This window comes from Polynucleobacter sp. MWH-Berg-3C6 (genome assembly GCF_018881855.1).
GTDB lineage: Bacteria > Pseudomonadota > Gammaproteobacteria > Burkholderiales > Burkholderiaceae > Polynucleobacter.
The window spans coordinates 510,077-525,259 of sequence record NZ_JACVPN010000001.1; the positions used below are offsets into that span (position 1 = coordinate 510,077).

Consider the following 15,183-nt stretch of genomic DNA (forward strand, 5'->3'; position numbering starts at 1 on the left):
TAAGAACTCTATTTTAAGTCATTAGGCTTAATTGGCCAGAAAGAGCCAATCTGGCAAGGCCTTGGGCTTTAAGGTGGTGGTGTCCACGCAAACAATGTGTAATGTGGCGCTGGCTATCACTTGCATCTCTTGCACATCGCCGTTTTGAATTTTTCTCTGTGCATTTTGTTTTACTACTACCTGCGTACGCCCACGATGCTCAATGACTTGATCAATATATAAAAGATCATCTAAACGACCGGGCTTATAAAAGTGCATCGATAGCTCTCGAACCGGTAGCAAGATACCAAAGTCATTGATGAGCTTGCTTGGGGTGAGGTCACGCTGTGCTAACCACTCTGCACGACTGCGTTCAAAGATTTCAAGATAGCGGCCATGGTAAACAAAGCCAGCGGCATCAGTATCAGAGTAGCACACACGATGAACATATGGAAATGCAGAGTGGGTCGTAGTCATAAGGGTGGGCGATAGTTAAATGGTTTTTTCTAATAAGAGAATCATATTACGATGGGCAATTCCTGCCTCATCATAGATTGGACCTTCAGCTAAAAATCCAAGCTTGGCATAAAAGGGAATGGCGGATACCTGGGCGTGAAGTGAGACCCTGGAGATTCCTTCTATTTTGGATTGATTGATTAAGCTGTTCAAAATCGATTTGCCAATATGTTGATTGCGATAACCTTTTAGTACTGCCATGCGCCCAATTTGCGCCTGGTGATTATCCAATTGCACTAATCGCCCAGTCCCTACACAAAGACCATCTTTGTAGGCTAAAGCATGCTTTGCAGAGAGGTCATGCTCATCGAGCTCCATGTCCTCAGGCACTCCTTGCTCTTCGACGAATACCTGCTTTCGTATGAGGTAGGCCTCTTGAGCGGCCTCCTGCCAAGGTTTAATGAGAATTTCTAAGGGATTCAAAGAGTTCGGTAAGTAATCGTAAGTTTTAGTAGGGTTATAGGCTTAATTTACCAAATAAGCGCAGGAAATTACATACGTCATGGTTACAATGATTTGTGGTCCTTATTTGGACTCAATCCAACCTTTTCTTGCTTAGGAGTTATTTTGAAAAAATCGTTACTTGCTGGTTTATTCGCCGCAGCTGGCTTAGCTTTTGCAACTTCTGCTTTCGCTCAGGCGCCTGCAAAGATGTTGCCTTTGGCTGCTGAAGTGATTGTGCTGACTGCAACCGTAGATTCTGTTGATGTGAAAAAGCGCATCGTTGTATTAAAAGATGCAAACGGCAACACAGCACAAATGAATGTTGCTAAATCAGTCAATGATTTAGAGAAGGTAAAAAAGGGCGATATTTTTGTAGTTGAGCATGCACAAGCGATTGCTGTTGGCTTAACAGCTGCTGCTAAAGATGCTAAACCTGGTGTTTCTGGTGTGCGCTCTGTAACAGTAGCAGGCAAAGGTTCTGCTAAGCCGTTTGAAGAAACTACTGACACTATCTATGCAACTGTGAAGATTTCCACAATCGATACAAAAACACGTATCGTTACTTTCACAATGCCAAGCGGCGAGAAGCAAAAGGTTAAGGTTGATCCAGCAGTACTCGGTCTCGAGAAATTCAAAGCTGGTGATGACGTAATCGTTGAGTTCGTGGATGATACAGCGATTGGTTTTGTAACGCCTAAGAAGTAATACGGCAATTCTGGCTTAGCGCCAGAAGCTAGTAAAAAAGCCCGCATCTGCGGGCTTTTTCTTTGCTAGTTATTTCTTGGCATTCGGGAAGAAAAGCTGTTCACCATCAATCTTGTAGCTGGCAATCACTTCCTGACCATCTCTAGAGATCAACCAGTCGATAAACTCTTGGCCTTGAGCTTTCTTCACATGAGGAAACTTAGCTGGGTTGACCAACATCACGCCATATTGATTAAAGAGCTTGGGGTCGCCTTGAATTAGGATTGTTAAATCACCACGGTTCTTAAAGCTAATCCAAGTTCCACGGTCAGCCAAGATATAGCCATTCATAGCAGAAGCAGTGTTGAGGGCAGGGCCCATGCCAGAGCCCGTTTCTTTATACCAAGTAGTGCCAGGGGCGATAGCAATGCCAGCACCTTTCCAGTAACGCAGTTCAGCAGCATGTGTGCCACTCTTATCGCCACGCGATACAAATGGCGCTTGAGCGCCAGCAATCTTTTGTAGAGCAACCTGAATATCTTTACCACCACCCACTTTTGCAGGATCTGATTTAGGCCCGATGAGGACAAAATCGTTGTACATCACTTCATAGCGTTTTGTGGAGAATCCGTCTTCAACAAACTTTTCTTCAGCAGCCTTGTCATGAACAAACACAACATCGGCATCGCCACGACGTCCAATATCGAGAGCCTGACCAGTACCTACTGCAACGACTTTGGCATCAATTCCTGTCTTCATTTTAAAAATGGGGAGGATGAAGTTAAAGAGGCCACTTTGTTCAGTGGAGGTGGTGGAAGACACCACAATGCTTTTTTCTTGGGCATACACCTGAGAACTGCCCATCAAGACTGTTACCAAGGTACCAATAAATAGATTTGCGATTAGCTTTTTCATAGGATTCAAAAAGTAGTTGATTAAAACGATATCATCGCATACATTAATGCTTATTGAATATGCAAAAAATTACATATGCAAATTGAGATCCGTCCAACGTTAGTTGTTCAATCCCAGGCTGAGGGCAGGGGCTCTATAGACTTGATTTGGCTCTCGCGCCTCCTCAAGGACATAGGAAGTGGCAGCTCTTTAGTAGTGGCAAGTAAGAAATCCGGCAGCTCTTATCGGGGCGCCTGGGGAAAATTAAATCAAGTTGAAGCTAGCTTGGGCATGCCACTGATTGTCAGAACGAAAGGGCACGGATCAATCCTGACTGAATTTGGAACTTTCTTCCTTCAGTTTATTGATGAGATGCAAGCCAATCATCATGAGAGTGGTAATGCCTATCAGGACGTTTTGCTAAAAGAAATTAAAAAGATAGAAAAATCAGAAAGTGCTCGATGGAAATTTCTATCGAGTAGTGATTCCATTATTCAAAGAGCGGTAGCAGAGGTTAAAGGTTTTGATTTAAAAATTGCTGGCTCAGGAGAATCTCTGGAAAAGTTATTGAATAATGAAGCACACATTGCTGGCTACCATGTCTCAGATGAAAAAAGTTCAAAGGCTATTCATCGTCGACTATCGAAGAGTGAAATACAAATCTATCCTGTCATGAAGCGTACTCAGGGACTCATTGTTAAAAAGGGCAATCCTTTGAGAATACGTTCGATAGATGACTTGATAGACCGCAAAGTACGCTTTATTAATCGCCAAATTGGCTCTGGTACCAGATTACTCTTAGATACCCTACTGATGGAAGAGGGAATAGAGCCTTCCGACATTAATGGCTATTTACATGAGGAGTTCACTCACTCCGCAGTAGTAAATGCCATCTTGGCAAGTAAGGCCGATGTAGGGATGGGCGTGAAGAATGTGGCCATGGAGAATGGGCTAGGATTTGTACCTTTGAGGGATGAAATTTTCTTCATCGCCATGCATAGAGAAATGGCCTCTCAGTCTGATGCTTCAAAACTGATTCGGAAGATTCGGAGTTACTCTGGCGAGACGCCCGGTTATAAAGCAGTTAGTCTCAACCGCCAGATCGAAGGCTGGCTATAAATTAATAGCAGGGCTAGAATAGTTTTGCCATGAAACTACGCCTCTTCTCCCTATTTGCTCCTTTATTGCTTTGTGCAAATCTTGCCTGGGCGCAAACAACAACCGTAGCAGTTGCAGCCAATATGAAGGATGCGTTTAGCGAAATCAATCTAGCCTTTAAGGCTGCGGGTAATTCTGGCCTGAGGGTTGTGTATGGCTCATCAGGAAATTTTTCAGCGCAGATTATGAATGGTGCCCCATTTAACATATTGATATCGGCTGATGAAAGCTTTCCGCTTGAGCTCTATAGACAGGGTAAGACAGTTGACGATGGTGTTGTATACGCTATTGGTAAGTTAGCAGTCATCTCTAAAAACTCTGCTGGCATACGATTACAAGATAACAAGTCTGAAATAATTAAAGCAATCCATAAGGCGAATAAGATTGCGATTGCCAAGCCCGAGCTAGCACCCTATGGAAGAGCTGCTGTAGAGTATCTAAAAACAGAAGGGCTTTGGAGCATCGCTAAAGACAAGTTGATCTACGCAGATAATATCGGTATTGCAACGATGTATGTAGTCACAGGCGCCGCTGATTTAGGTTTTACTGCGCTATCTTTAGCTAAGTCTTCTGAAATTGCTAAAGAGACAAGCTTTGTTCTTCTCGATAGCAATTTGTACGCGCCAATTAAACAGAGAATGGTTTTAATCAAAGGCGCTCCACGAGAGGCGGTAAATCTTTATCAGTTCATTCAAAGTCCTCAGGCGAAATTGATTCTTCAGAAGTACGGTTACAGCACTCCTTAGTTTTTCTTTCTTTGAGCCCACCTTTTTGCTCTGGATCAAGCTCTCAGAGTCCTAAATGGCCCATTATTGCTGGATAGGTCAGGGTTCTCCACGAATGATATTCATTCTCATTTGGGGATATAATTCCTTTATAGGCTAACTAAATAAGCAGATTGAATGAATTTGGATCAAGTCGAACTTGGCAGTCTTTACCGCGTGAGTGAAGTAAATGCCCCGAAAGGTGCCCCGCAAATTAAGGGGCAGCTGGAAGATATTGGCTTTTTGCCAGGTGAGCAGGTTGCTGTTTTGCGTAAAGGCTTGCTTGGTAATGGACCATACATGGTTCGTGTTGGAGCATCAACATTTGCTTTGCGTCAATCAGAGGCGCGCATGATTACAGTCGAATGTTTATTACATGCCTGAATCTAAAGTCCATTTTTTCTCCAGTGAACCTGTTGTTGCATTGCTCGGTAATCCCAATTGTGGGAAAACTGCTCTATTCAATTTGCTTACAGGTAGCCGTCAAAAGGTTGCCAACTATTCTGGTGTCACTGTAGAGCGCAAAGAAGGGCGCCTGAGTCTCAACTCTGGTAAGAACATCCGTATTCTGGATTTGCCGGGCGCATACAGTCTTTATCCAAGATCACTAGATGAACGTGTCACGTGCAATGTTCTATTAGGTAGAGCAGAGGGTGAGAAGCGCCCTGATCTAGTGGTGTGCGTTCTAAGCGCCATGAACCTGCGTCGCAACTTGCGCCTAGTCTTAGCTGCTAAGCGTCTAGGACTGCCATGTGTGGTGGTGCTCAATATGCTCGATATTGCAAAGCGCCAAGGGGTGCAGATTGATACTGCCGCACTCTCTCAGGAGTTGGGTTTACCGGTAGTTACTAGTATCGGCATTCAAGCAGATGGGGCGGATGAGTTGAAACACTTCTTATCAGAGCTGGATTGGCGTAATTTGGATGCGCTACAAACAGGCACAAGGGATGCAACTCTAGAAAACGCAGCCTCTCATATTGCTCATACTGAGTCTGACAATATTCAAGTGCAAAAAATATTGCAGAATCTTAAATTAGATCAAATCATTCCGGATCATTTGAGTGATCGCTTAGATGCTGTATTGCTGCATCCAGTTTTTGGCTCCCTCATTTTGATTGGCCTTCTATTTTGCATCTTCCAAGCAGTTTTTAGTTGGGCAACTTTACCCATGGAGATGATTAAGACGGCTATTGAGTTTTTGGGTGCTCAGATTACCGAGATCCTGCCAGACAATTGGGTACGCAGTTTATTGATTAATGGCATTTTGGCGGGACTTGGTGGCGTGGTGATTTTCTTGCCCCAGATCCTGATTCTGTTTTTCTTCATTCTTTTGCTTGAGGAATCTGGCTATTTACCCAGAGCTGCGTATTTGCTTGATCGGGTGATGGGGTCCGTAGGGCTTTCTGGGCGCTCATTTATTCCCTTGTTATCTAGCTTTGCTTGCGCCATCCCGGGCATTATGGCAACCAGAAGTATTTCTAATTCACGCGATCGTTTAGTAACCATTTTGATTGCGCCAATGATGACATGCTCGGCCCGCTTGCCTGTTTATGCATTATTGATTTCTGCTTTTATTCCCGAAAGAAAGTTGTGGGCCAATATTGATTTGCAAGGCTTAGTCTTATTCTTGCTGTACATGGCTGGTATTTTGGGTGCGATGGCCGTTGCCTGGATTCTGAAGCATTTCACAAGCGAGCAGTTCCGTATGAATGCGCTCATGATGGAATTGCCTAGTTACCACTTGCCGCGTTTGGGTAATCTGGCAATTAGCTTATGGCAACGCGCAGAGATTTTTATGAGACGCGTTGGCGGCATCATTCTTATCATGACGATTGCTTTATGGGCTTTGTCCAGCTTTCCACTTCCACCTGAGGGTGCGACAGAGGCTGCCATCCAATATAGTTTTGCCGGCATGCTAGGGCAGGCCCTGGCACATCTCTTTTCACCAATTGGTTTTAACTGGCAAATCAGTATTGCGCTAGTTCCAGGTATGGCAGCGCGCGAGGTAGTAGTGAGTTCATTGGCTACCGTCTATGCCTTATCCAGTTCAAGTGCCGATGCTGCGGAAGCCCTCATTCCCTTAATTTCCTCGGGCTGGTCTCTAGCAACGGCGCTTTCATTATTGGCTTGGTTTGTATTTGCGCCACAGTGCTTATCTACCATCGCAGTCGTTAAACGTGAAACAGGGGGCTGGAAGATTCCAGCAATCATGTTGAGTTACTTATTTGGTTTGGCCTACTTAGCCTCCTTTATTACCTATAGGGTCGCAACTGCCTTAGGTTTAGCCTAAGCCTGGCCTGCAGGGGTTCAGTGCCACTTTTCTCAATTTAGGCTACATTCTTATACATTCAATTGTTTAAGAGATCCTTTATATGACACTCAAGTCCACTTTATTTGCTCTATCCAGCTTCTTGGGTATCGCTATTGCTGGCTCAGCGCTCGCCCAGTCTGGTGAAAATACCTATAAACAGGTTTGTGCAAGCTGCCATGGAGCGGGCGTTCTGAATGCGCCTAAGTTTGGAGATAAAGCAAAGTGGGCGCCGCTCATTGCTGAAGGGCAAGTTACGCTTACTGCCCATGGCTATGTTGGAGTGCGTGCCATGCCCCCTAAAGGCGGTAATCCTAATTTAAGTATTGAGGGTTTTGCTGATGCCCTGGTTTATATGGTGAATAACTCAGGTGGCAAATGGACATCGCCTAATGCTCAAACCATAGCGGCCATCAATAAAGAAGTTGAAGCTAGAAAAGCGGGTTTAAACAAGAAGCAATAAGCTAATGTCTAAGATGCTTCCCAAGGTATTGGCTTTTGATGTCTTTGGTACGGTCGTAGATTGGCATGGGTCAATTGCAAATGAAGTGACTCGTCTTGGCTTGCCTGTCGATTCAAATGCGTTTGCTACTGCCTGGAGAGATGGCTATAAGCCAGCTATGGCAAGGGTTCGCTCTGGTGAGTTAGGGTGGACCAAAATCGATGACTTACATCGCTTGATCCTGGATGAAGTTTTAGATAAATTCAAAATTGATTCAATGAGCGAGGCTCAAAAACAAGACCTCAATTTTATTTGGCATCGCTTGCAGCCTTGGGCCGATTCGGTTCAGGGATTAACTAGACTCAAGCAAAAATTTACGATTGTTACTTTATCTAATGGGAACTTAAGTCTTTTGGCTAATATGGCCAAGAGTGCTGGCTTACCCTGGGACCTCATTTTGTCAGCCGAGGTGTTTCATCACTATAAGCCTGATCCAGAAACTTATTTAGGCGTAGCAGCAACCTTTGATGTGATGCCGCAAGAGGTGATGTTGGTTGCCGCCCACAAGGATGATTTGCAATCCGCTCATCAGCTTGGTTTGCAAACTGCATTTATAGAGCGGCCAAAAGAATTTGGACCCACTCATCTTCGTAACGATTTGTACAAAGAGGAGTGGATCGATTACCACTCAAGTGATTTCAATGCACTTGCAGATATATTGGCTTGTTAGAGGATTTAGTCCGCTTTAATTCCGGCATCCTTAACAACCTTGCCCCACATATTCAATTCTCTTTGAATACGCTTAGCTGATTCTGCTGGCGTGAGGTAGTTCACATATACCCCGGCAGCCAACATGCGCTCTTGCACATCTGGGCGCTGCAAAATTACTTTGATATCAGCATTTAGCTTATCGATGATTGGTTTTGGTGTACCTGCGGGAGCCAAAATGCCGAACATACTCACAACATCAAAGTTTGGTAAGCCCGTAGCTTCGGTAACAGTGGGCACATCAGGTAGTTGGCTAATACGTTTAGCAGTTGTTACCGCCAATGCTCTTAATTGGCCAGCCTGAATAAATTGCAGCGCTGCTGGAACTGTTTCAGACATGCTCAGCACTTGACCACCTACGAGGTCTGTCATAGCAGGGCCACTACCTTTATAGGGAACATGCAATAGATCTAAGCCTAATTGTGCGCGGAACATCTCCATTGCCAGACGTTGTGGCGCACCTGCACCCGATGATGCAAAGGTGAGCTTGCCAGGATTCGCTTTGGCATAAGCAATAAATTCCTTCATATTCTTCACAGGAACTGAAGGGTTCACTACAAAGACTAATGGCACCACACCAACGACGCCTACAGGCGTGAAATCTTTTTCTAAGTTGTACTTAATGCCATCTTTGTTGAGGTTGGCATTAATCGCATGGGATGTAAGAGCCCCCATTAGTAAGGTGTAACCATCAGCTGGTGACTTGGCGACCATATCAGCGCCAATATTGCCGCTATCTCCTGAGCGGTTATCGGGCACTACTTGCTGACCTAGTGACTTTGACAGCTCTTGTGCCATGATGCGACCAATCACATCAGTTGCGCCGCCTGGAGGAAATGGAATGACTAGCCGCACTTGCTTGTCTGGATAGTTTTTAGTTGCCGCATCAGTTTGTGCTGAAGCATTGCTCAAAAGGGCAGTGGTACAAAGCGCGATAAATAGGGATTTTTGGATTAGTTGTCTCATAGCTTATTTTTTTATATAGGTTTGTAATACGAGTTTGTATTATGACCAAAATTGAGCTTCCTGTGCTAGATCAAGGGATGATTGATTTCATTAATTACAATAGCCCTATGAACCTTGAGCCCCACCAGATTGAAGTTATTGGTTATTGCGCCGCATTCTTGACCACAATCGCTTTTTTGCCCCAGGCAATACAGTCCTGGCGCACCCGGGATTTATCAGGAGTGTCTCTGGGTATGTACTCCTTGTTTACTGCCGGGGTAGGGCTTTGGCTTATCTACGGCCTCATTATTGAGAAGTGGCCCTTGATATTGGCGAATGCTTTAACCTTTGCTTTGGCTCTGAGTATCTTGTTACTGAAATTGCGTCATACTTCTAAATATCGAAAATAAACACTAATTCACCGCTGCAGATAGAAAGGGTTTTATGAGTTCAGCATTTGTGATTGACCCACCAAAAGTAATTTCACTACCGGTGACTGGGGATGAGCGACGTTTTGCAGTAAATCGTATTTACTGCGTTGGTCGTAATTATGCAGATCATGCGCGTGAAATGGGTCATGATCCGGATCGTGAGCCACCATTCTTTTTTATGAAGCCAGCTAACTCTATCGTGACCGATGGCAAAGACATGGCCTATCCAAATTTATCAAAAGATGTCCATCACGAAATTGAAATGGTAGTTGCCATTGGTAAAGGCGGTGCAAATATTTCTGCCGATAAAGCCCTAGATCATGTTTATGGTTATGGCGTTGGCTTGGATATGACAAGGCGTGATTTGCAGGGTGAAGCCAAGAAGATGGGGCGTCCTTGGGATACAGGTAAAGCGTTTGATCAAGCAGCTCCTTGCGGAGAGATTACTCCAGTGACCAAATGCGGTCATCCAACAAAAGGTACTGTCAAACTATTGGTCAATGGTGAAGTGCGTCAAGAGGGCGACTTAAACCAACTCATCTGGAACGTGCCCGATACCATTGCCTATCTTTCTACTTTATTTACATTAGAGCCAGGAGACTTAATCTACTCAGGCACTCCTGCGGGCGTTGGCCCAGTGAAGAAGGGTGATGTACTTGAGGGAATTGTTGAAGGCCTGGCAAATCTCAAAACTAAAATTTTGTAATTGATATGTCTTTGAAGAAGTCACTGCTCAGAACCATTACGCTAGTTTGCGCTATACCGTTGTTATTGGCCGCATGCGCTAGCACAGAGCAGCCAACAGCTACCCAAGCTGCTCCTGCTAATCTTTATAGTAATGCAGCGCCATTGGACTTACGTTTAAGTACTTGGCCTTATCCCTATCCCACGAAAGAGTTCAAGACTAGTTTGCAAGGTCAGCCGGCTAGCATGGTGTATATGGATGTGCCTGCTATTGGCAGGCAAAAGGGTGTAGTGCTGCTGTTTCATGGCAAGAACTTCTCTAGTGATTATTGGGCCCCAACGATAGCCGGCTTAACGCAAGCTGGGTATCGCGTGATTGCTCCAGACCAAATTGGTTTTGGTAAGTCTTCTAAGCCAGATGTGGCCTATCACTTTGATGATCTGGCTGGCAATACCAAAGCCTTATTGCAGTCCCTGAATATCAAGCAGGTATCCGTTATTGCAAACTCGATGGGCGGCATGGTTGGTGTGCGCTTTGCCCGCTTATATCCAAATACTGTGCAGAAGCTTGTGCTTGAGAACCCTTTAGGGCTTGAGGATTACAGCAAAGACATTCCGCCGCAGCAAAATGACAATTTACTTAAATTAGAAATGGCTCAAACGGAAGTAAGCTATCGACGTTTCTTGCAGAGCTACTTTCCAACATGGCAGCCTAGTTACGAAAAGTTTGTAGAGGTATACGTACGAGTGCAAAAGGGGTCTGACTATCCTGCTTATGCAAAGACCTCTGTCTTAACCTATCAGATGATTGCAGAAAAACCAGTTGTCAATGATTTGCCAAAATTAAAGATGCCAGTGTTATTGGTGATTGGCCAAAAGGACAGAACGGTTTTTGGTCGTCGTTTTGCTCCACCGGAAGCTGTGAAGTCTTTAGGTAACTTTCCAGAGCTAGGCAAAAAAGCACAAGCTGCGATACCGAATGCGACGTTACTGCCTATTGATGGGGTGGGTCATGTACCTCATGTCGAAGTGCCGGATCTATTTGTGAAGTCCGTAGTTGAGTTTTTGAACTCGAAGAGTTAAGGCTTGCTTTAGCCCTTGCTCAAAAGAGGCTAATTTGCCTCAATATTGAGTCTCCTGGGCTAGAATTCTCTTATGTATATGTTCCTGCCTTTTCTGACAGCATTGATCGGACTTATTTTGGTCTGGTTTGAAAGGCGTTTTGCAGGACTAATCGTATTGGCTATCACTGTTGGAATCTTGCTAGTCTGGTTCCACTCTCATGCAACTACCCATCTCAACATCAGTCTGTGAGTAAGATTTCTTCCACTTCTCTGGCTGCGCTTGGCAATCAACTGGCCCTCGTTGCGATTATTGGCGTTCTATCGTATGCCTTTGTTGACCAGTTTTACTTTGGTGAGCTGCCTTGCCCACTCTGTCTGATGCAGCGTATTGGGTTTGTCATTATCGGCTTTGCCTTAGTTCTCAATATCCGCTGTGGTGCCCACTCAGCGCACTATGGTTGGGGCATCATTGGCGGACTAGTGGGGATGATGGTTTCGTTGCGCCAGGTACTTTTACATATCGCGCCTGGTGATAAAGGATATGGATCTACCTTTCTAGAGTTGCATTTTTATACTTGGGCCTTTGTGGCTTATATCGGCTTGCTATTCGGCTTTGCAATTTTATTAATGCTTCCCAATCGCGATGTTCGTTCTCGCTCTATCTTTGCAAATGCTTTAGTGATGATCTTTATCCTATTAGTGGCAGGTAATTTGCTTTCCACTCTACTAGAGTGTGGCGTAGGTCCTTGTGCCGATGATCCTGTGAAGGATGAGGGCTGGCTCTGGTTACGTAACCGCTTCGGTTTTTAATTCAGGCAATGACACCATTTTCTAGGCTAATTCAAAGCCTCTTGCTTCTTGCGTTCATTGGTTTTAGTGTATCAAGCGCTCACGCACAGGTAAAGACAGCTTGGCCTAAGCAAGCTATAAAGATCATTGTTACTTTTACACCCGGTGGTGCACCTGATATTTTGGCGCGCGTCCTAGCTGAAAATTGGCAGCAAAATCTGGGGGTGCCAGTGCTCGTTGAAAATCGTCCTGGCTACGGTGGCAATATTGGCGCTGAGTTAGTGGCCAAGAGTGATCCTGATGGCTATACATTACTGATTGGTACCGTAGGTATTCATGCGATTAATGGCGCTCTTTATGAAAAGATGTCTTTTGACCCTGTTAAAGATTTCACGCCGATTAGTTTCTTGGCAAGCACGCCTAATGTCTTGATTGTGAATAAGCAGTTGGGCGTTACTAATGTTCATGAGCTGATTGCGCTTGCAAAAGCTAAGCCGAACCAGCTGACTTTTGGATCTTCTGGCGTTGGCACTTCTTTGCATATGTCCGGTGAGTTGTTTAAAGAAATGGCGGGTATTGATATTCGTCATATTCCTTATAAGGGGCGTGCGCAATCATTACCAGATTTAGTGAGCGGGCGAATTTCCATGCTGTTTGACAACTTATCTTCATCGCTGCCTTTGATTAAAGCGGGGGAGGTGCAGGCTCTCGGCGTTACAACTCTGAAGCGTTCACAAGCCGCCCCTGAGATTCCGACATTAGCTGAGCAAGGCTTACCTGGATTTGAAGCGATTTCGTGGTTCTCTTTGATGGCGCCAGCCAATTTGCCGTCATCTATTCAAAAACGCCTTAACCAGTTGACCCGGCAAGCCTTGCAAAACCCGGATGTTAAAAATAGACTCTTGTTAGGAGGCCTGGACCCTGCTCCTGGCAGCCCTGAAGACCTTTCCAAATTGATTGCAGCAGAGTCAAGAAAGTGGAGTAGAGTGGTTCAGCAGTCTGGCGCCAAAGTAGAGCCCTAAATTCCTCTTTTCTTGTCAGCTTATGTCTCTCTAAGGCGTTATATAGATAAGACACAGCTAAGGTGCACGAATTTCACGACATTCGATTGAAAACTTATTAATCAGACCCTTTCTAGTCGACCCAACTTGCCTAAATTTTCAGCATTAGACTTTTCTAAATTCGGAGTGGTCGCATCCATTATTGGAGCTTGCCTATTAGCTGGGTGTGCAACCCAGACTCAGCAAATCAAGATGAATGAGTCAAAAGAGCAATTTAAGAATGGCGACATGCAAAGCACTGCCGCTACTATTCAAAGCGTCTTTAAGGATAAAAATACTCTGTATTACCTAGAGCTAGGTGGGGTGCAGAGACTGCAGGGCGCAAGACAAATTCCCAGTAGCACACAGAACTTATTGGTAGCAGATCAATTGGTTGAGCAATGGGAGATTGCAACCGGCGATAAGCTCAAGCGCTCTTTTACAGATACAAGTTCATATATCTTATCTGAGGGTTTCAGTAGTAATTACGATCCCAAGCCGTATGAGGTGAGTTTATTAAGTCAGACGATTGCACTAAATCATTTGTCACAAGGTCGCTGGAATGATGCGATGGTTGAGGCTAAAAAAATGGCGCAACGAGAAAAAATCATCGAGGAGCTCATTCAAAGTAAGGTCACAGCAGTATCCAAGGTGGAACAACAGCAGCAAAATAATCAGAATACGAGGGGTGCTACTAGTCGCATCCAAGATATTGGTGGGTATCCAATCAATCTCTTGGATGATGAAGAGACGCGCAGTCTGAAGAATTCCTATCAAAGTCCTGCGGCCTATTATTTATCTGGCTTTATTCATGAATCCCAAGGCGAGGCCAGCTTAGCTGCTCCCGGTTATCGCCTGGCAATTGAGTTACGACCATCAGTCAACTTTTTCAAGACCAGCATCGCTAAGTTAGATTCCAATATTGCCAATCAAGCTAAAAAAAGCTTTGCAGATACTCTGATCATTGTTGATACGGGTTATATGCCTAAAATTAGTCCCCATCAGATTAGCCAGTCAGTTGCTTTGGGTGGAAATTCAAAATTAGTGACCCTGACTTTTCCTGTTATTGAAAAATCGAGTGAGCGTTTCACGCCAGGCTATGTTCAGCTCGGCGATCGAGTAGCTAGCCCAGAATTAGTAGCCAATATCGATGCAATGGCTAGGAAGAATCTACAAGACGAGATGCCAGCCTATGTTTTGAGGGCGACCTCTCGTGCGCTTGTGTCCCTGGCAGCCCAATATGCGGCTGATCAAGCTGCACAGCAGTCGGCTAGAAAAAACAATCAAAATAATCAAAACAATAATGCGGCAATTATTGGGGCTATTGCAGGGATGATTACAGGGTATGGTCTACAGGCAATTAATGTGACTGACGTACGCCATTGGTCAACTCTTCCAGCGCAAACGTATATGACCAGAATGGGCTTGCCGATTGGGGAAACTACACTCAAATACACTTTGCCATCCGGTGTGATGCAGAGTCAAACAGTGAAATTAGTCGGTGGCTATAACGTGGTTTATATCCGCATGTTTAGAAACAGAGCAACCGTTCTAACTTCAAATGATCCAGCAGCGCTACCTCCTCAACCTCAAATAGTTGCACCGCCAACAATTGCTAACCCTGTTTCGACAGTCCCTAAAACAGTTTTAGAACAGGCAAAGCCAAAAGAGGGTGGCTTAGATGGATTTAAGAAGTTATTCAGTGGCTTTATGGGCCCAAAACCAGAGGAGGTAACTCTGAGTGCCCCTGCGGTTGCAGCGCCCGTAGAGCATGAATCTACCCCCGTAGCCCCAGCTGTAAACCCCACACCCAACCCTGCAAGCAGTAATATGGATGGGTTGAAGCCCTATGAGCCACCCAGTTTACTCAATAGCCTTCAGCAGCTTTTTAATTAAGAAAGACCGAGAATGAAAAAATACCTATTGATCGTACTGGCAGCACTTACATTAGTTGCCTGTAGCTCAACCCCTTCAATGAAGGATATGACGGTGCGCATGGGTGACACTGACAGTATTCAGGTTACGGATATGCGTAGCTTAATGCGCAATGGTGTGCTGACAGCGCAGGTCACGATTCAGAACGATAGCAAGTCCAACTTGGTTGCGTATCGTTTTAAATGGATTGGCAAGAACGGTATGGCTGTAACTGATGAAGAGGCCTGGAAGCCTGTAACCATTGGTAAAGGCCAGTCGACTATCATTATGGGGATCGCACCAACACCAGATGCTACTGATTTTCGTTTTGAGTTAAATCAGTACAAATAAACTTCAGA

General features: G+C 44.8%; 19 protein-coding genes. 15 read left to right on the forward strand and 4 right to left on the reverse strand.

All coding sequences use genetic code 11. From position 1 onward, the window contains the following. Positions 1 to 27: 27 nt before the first annotated feature. Together ICN13_RS02695 and ICN13_RS02700 are read right to left on the reverse strand one after the other, a co-directional pair. On the reverse strand, positions 28 to 456 hold the full coding sequence (locus ICN13_RS02695) for a YbgC/FadM family acyl-CoA thioesterase (protein ID WP_216138848.1): 429 nt from the start codon (positions 454 to 456) through the stop codon (positions 28 to 30). Between the two features lie 15 nt (positions 457 to 471). Next, positions 472 to 918 carry a GNAT family N-acetyltransferase gene (locus ICN13_RS02700; protein ID WP_216138849.1) on the reverse strand — a complete coding sequence of 149 codons (447 nt, stop codon included), beginning with the start codon at positions 916 to 918 and terminating at the stop codon, positions 472 to 474. 144 nt (positions 919 to 1,062) lie between these two features. Between ICN13_RS02700 and ICN13_RS02705 the strand changes: the two genes are divergently transcribed. After that, positions 1,063 to 1,644, forward strand: a complete 582-nt coding sequence (locus ICN13_RS02705) for a hypothetical protein (RefSeq protein WP_255534005.1) — start codon at positions 1,063 to 1,065, stop codon at positions 1,642 to 1,644. Positions 1,645 to 1,713: 69 nt separating this feature from the next. Here the strand turns inward: ICN13_RS02705 and ICN13_RS02710 are convergent, their stop codons facing one another. Continuing rightward, the gene (locus ICN13_RS02710; RefSeq protein ID WP_216138850.1) at positions 1,714 to 2,538 is read right to left on the reverse strand and encodes a substrate-binding domain-containing protein; all 825 of its coding nucleotides are present in this window, start codon (positions 2,536 to 2,538) and stop codon (positions 1,714 to 1,716) included. 75 nt (positions 2,539 to 2,613) lie between these two features. Between ICN13_RS02710 and ICN13_RS02715 the strand changes: the two genes are divergently transcribed. From ICN13_RS02715 to ICN13_RS02740, 6 genes are all read left to right on the forward strand, one after another. After that, complete coding sequence (locus tag ICN13_RS02715; protein ID WP_216138851.1) at positions 2,614 to 3,636, forward strand: substrate-binding domain-containing protein; 1,023 nt, start codon at positions 2,614 to 2,616, stop codon at positions 3,634 to 3,636. Positions 3,637 to 3,665: 29 nt separating this feature from the next. Then, positions 3,666 to 4,421 (forward strand): molybdate ABC transporter substrate-binding protein, encoded by a 756-nt coding sequence (modA, locus tag ICN13_RS02720; protein WP_216138852.1) that lies wholly within the window; start codon positions 3,666 to 3,668, stop codon positions 4,419 to 4,421. Between the two features lie 156 nt (positions 4,422 to 4,577). Continuing rightward, positions 4,578 to 4,823, forward strand: coding sequence for a FeoA family protein (locus ICN13_RS02725; protein WP_216138853.1), 246 nt, complete (start codon positions 4,578 to 4,580; stop codon positions 4,821 to 4,823). Then, a complete protein-coding gene (locus ICN13_RS02730) occupies positions 4,816 to 6,729 on the forward strand; it encodes a ferrous iron transporter B (protein ID WP_216138854.1) in 1,914 nt (637 codons plus the stop codon). Before ICN13_RS02725 ends, ICN13_RS02730 begins: the two co-directional genes overlap by 8 nt. A gap of 82 nt (positions 6,730 to 6,811) precedes the next feature. Then, positions 6,812 to 7,210, forward strand: coding sequence for a cytochrome c5 family protein (locus ICN13_RS02735; RefSeq protein ID WP_216138855.1), 399 nt, complete (start codon positions 6,812 to 6,814; stop codon positions 7,208 to 7,210). Positions 7,211 to 7,214: 4 nt separating this feature from the next. Beyond that, positions 7,215 to 7,919, forward strand: a complete 705-nt coding sequence (locus ICN13_RS02740; RefSeq protein WP_216138856.1) for a haloacid dehalogenase type II — start codon at positions 7,215 to 7,217, stop codon at positions 7,917 to 7,919. Between the two features lie 5 nt (positions 7,920 to 7,924). Here the strand turns inward: ICN13_RS02740 and ICN13_RS02745 are convergent, their stop codons facing one another. Then, positions 7,925 to 8,923 carry a tripartite tricarboxylate transporter substrate binding protein gene (locus tag ICN13_RS02745; RefSeq protein WP_216138857.1) on the reverse strand — a complete coding sequence of 333 codons (999 nt, stop codon included), beginning with the start codon at positions 8,921 to 8,923 and terminating at the stop codon, positions 7,925 to 7,927. A gap of 107 nt (positions 8,924 to 9,030) precedes the next feature. Here ICN13_RS02745 and ICN13_RS02750 point away from each other — a divergent pair, with 107 nt between their 5' ends. The 8 genes from ICN13_RS02750 (at position 9,031) to ICN13_RS02785 (ending at position 15,175) form a co-directional block, all read left to right on the forward strand. After that, complete coding sequence (locus ICN13_RS02750; RefSeq protein ID WP_216138858.1) at positions 9,031 to 9,312, forward strand: SemiSWEET transporter; 282 nt, start codon at positions 9,031 to 9,033, stop codon at positions 9,310 to 9,312. Between the two features lie 34 nt (positions 9,313 to 9,346). Then, entirely contained in the window at positions 9,347 to 10,039 is a 693-nt protein-coding gene (locus ICN13_RS02755) for a fumarylacetoacetate hydrolase family protein (RefSeq protein ID WP_216138859.1), read from the forward strand. A gap of 5 nt (positions 10,040 to 10,044) precedes the next feature. Next, complete coding sequence (locus ICN13_RS02760) at positions 10,045 to 11,100, forward strand: alpha/beta fold hydrolase (RefSeq protein WP_216138860.1); 1,056 nt, start codon at positions 10,045 to 10,047, stop codon at positions 11,098 to 11,100. 78 nt (positions 11,101 to 11,178) lie between these two features. Continuing rightward, positions 11,179 to 11,331, forward strand: a complete 153-nt coding sequence (locus tag ICN13_RS02765; protein WP_216138861.1) for a DUF5993 family protein — start codon at positions 11,179 to 11,181, stop codon at positions 11,329 to 11,331. Beyond that, positions 11,328 to 11,891 (forward strand): disulfide bond formation protein B, encoded by a 564-nt coding sequence (locus ICN13_RS02770; RefSeq protein ID WP_216138862.1) that lies wholly within the window; start codon positions 11,328 to 11,330, stop codon positions 11,889 to 11,891. Before ICN13_RS02765 ends, ICN13_RS02770 begins: the two co-directional genes overlap by 4 nt. Before the next feature lie 8 nt (positions 11,892 to 11,899). Continuing rightward, entirely contained in the window at positions 11,900 to 12,892 is a 993-nt protein-coding gene (locus tag ICN13_RS02775; RefSeq protein WP_216138863.1) for a tripartite tricarboxylate transporter substrate binding protein, read from the forward strand. Positions 12,893 to 13,018: 126 nt separating this feature from the next. Further along, positions 13,019 to 14,806, forward strand: a complete 1,788-nt coding sequence (locus tag ICN13_RS02780; RefSeq protein ID WP_216863984.1) for a COG3014 family protein — start codon at positions 13,019 to 13,021, stop codon at positions 14,804 to 14,806. A 12-nt stretch (positions 14,807 to 14,818) separates the two neighbouring features. After that, entirely contained in the window at positions 14,819 to 15,175 is a 357-nt protein-coding gene (locus ICN13_RS02785) for a YcfL family protein (RefSeq protein ID WP_216138864.1), read from the forward strand. Positions 15,176 to 15,183: the final 8 nt, after the last annotated feature.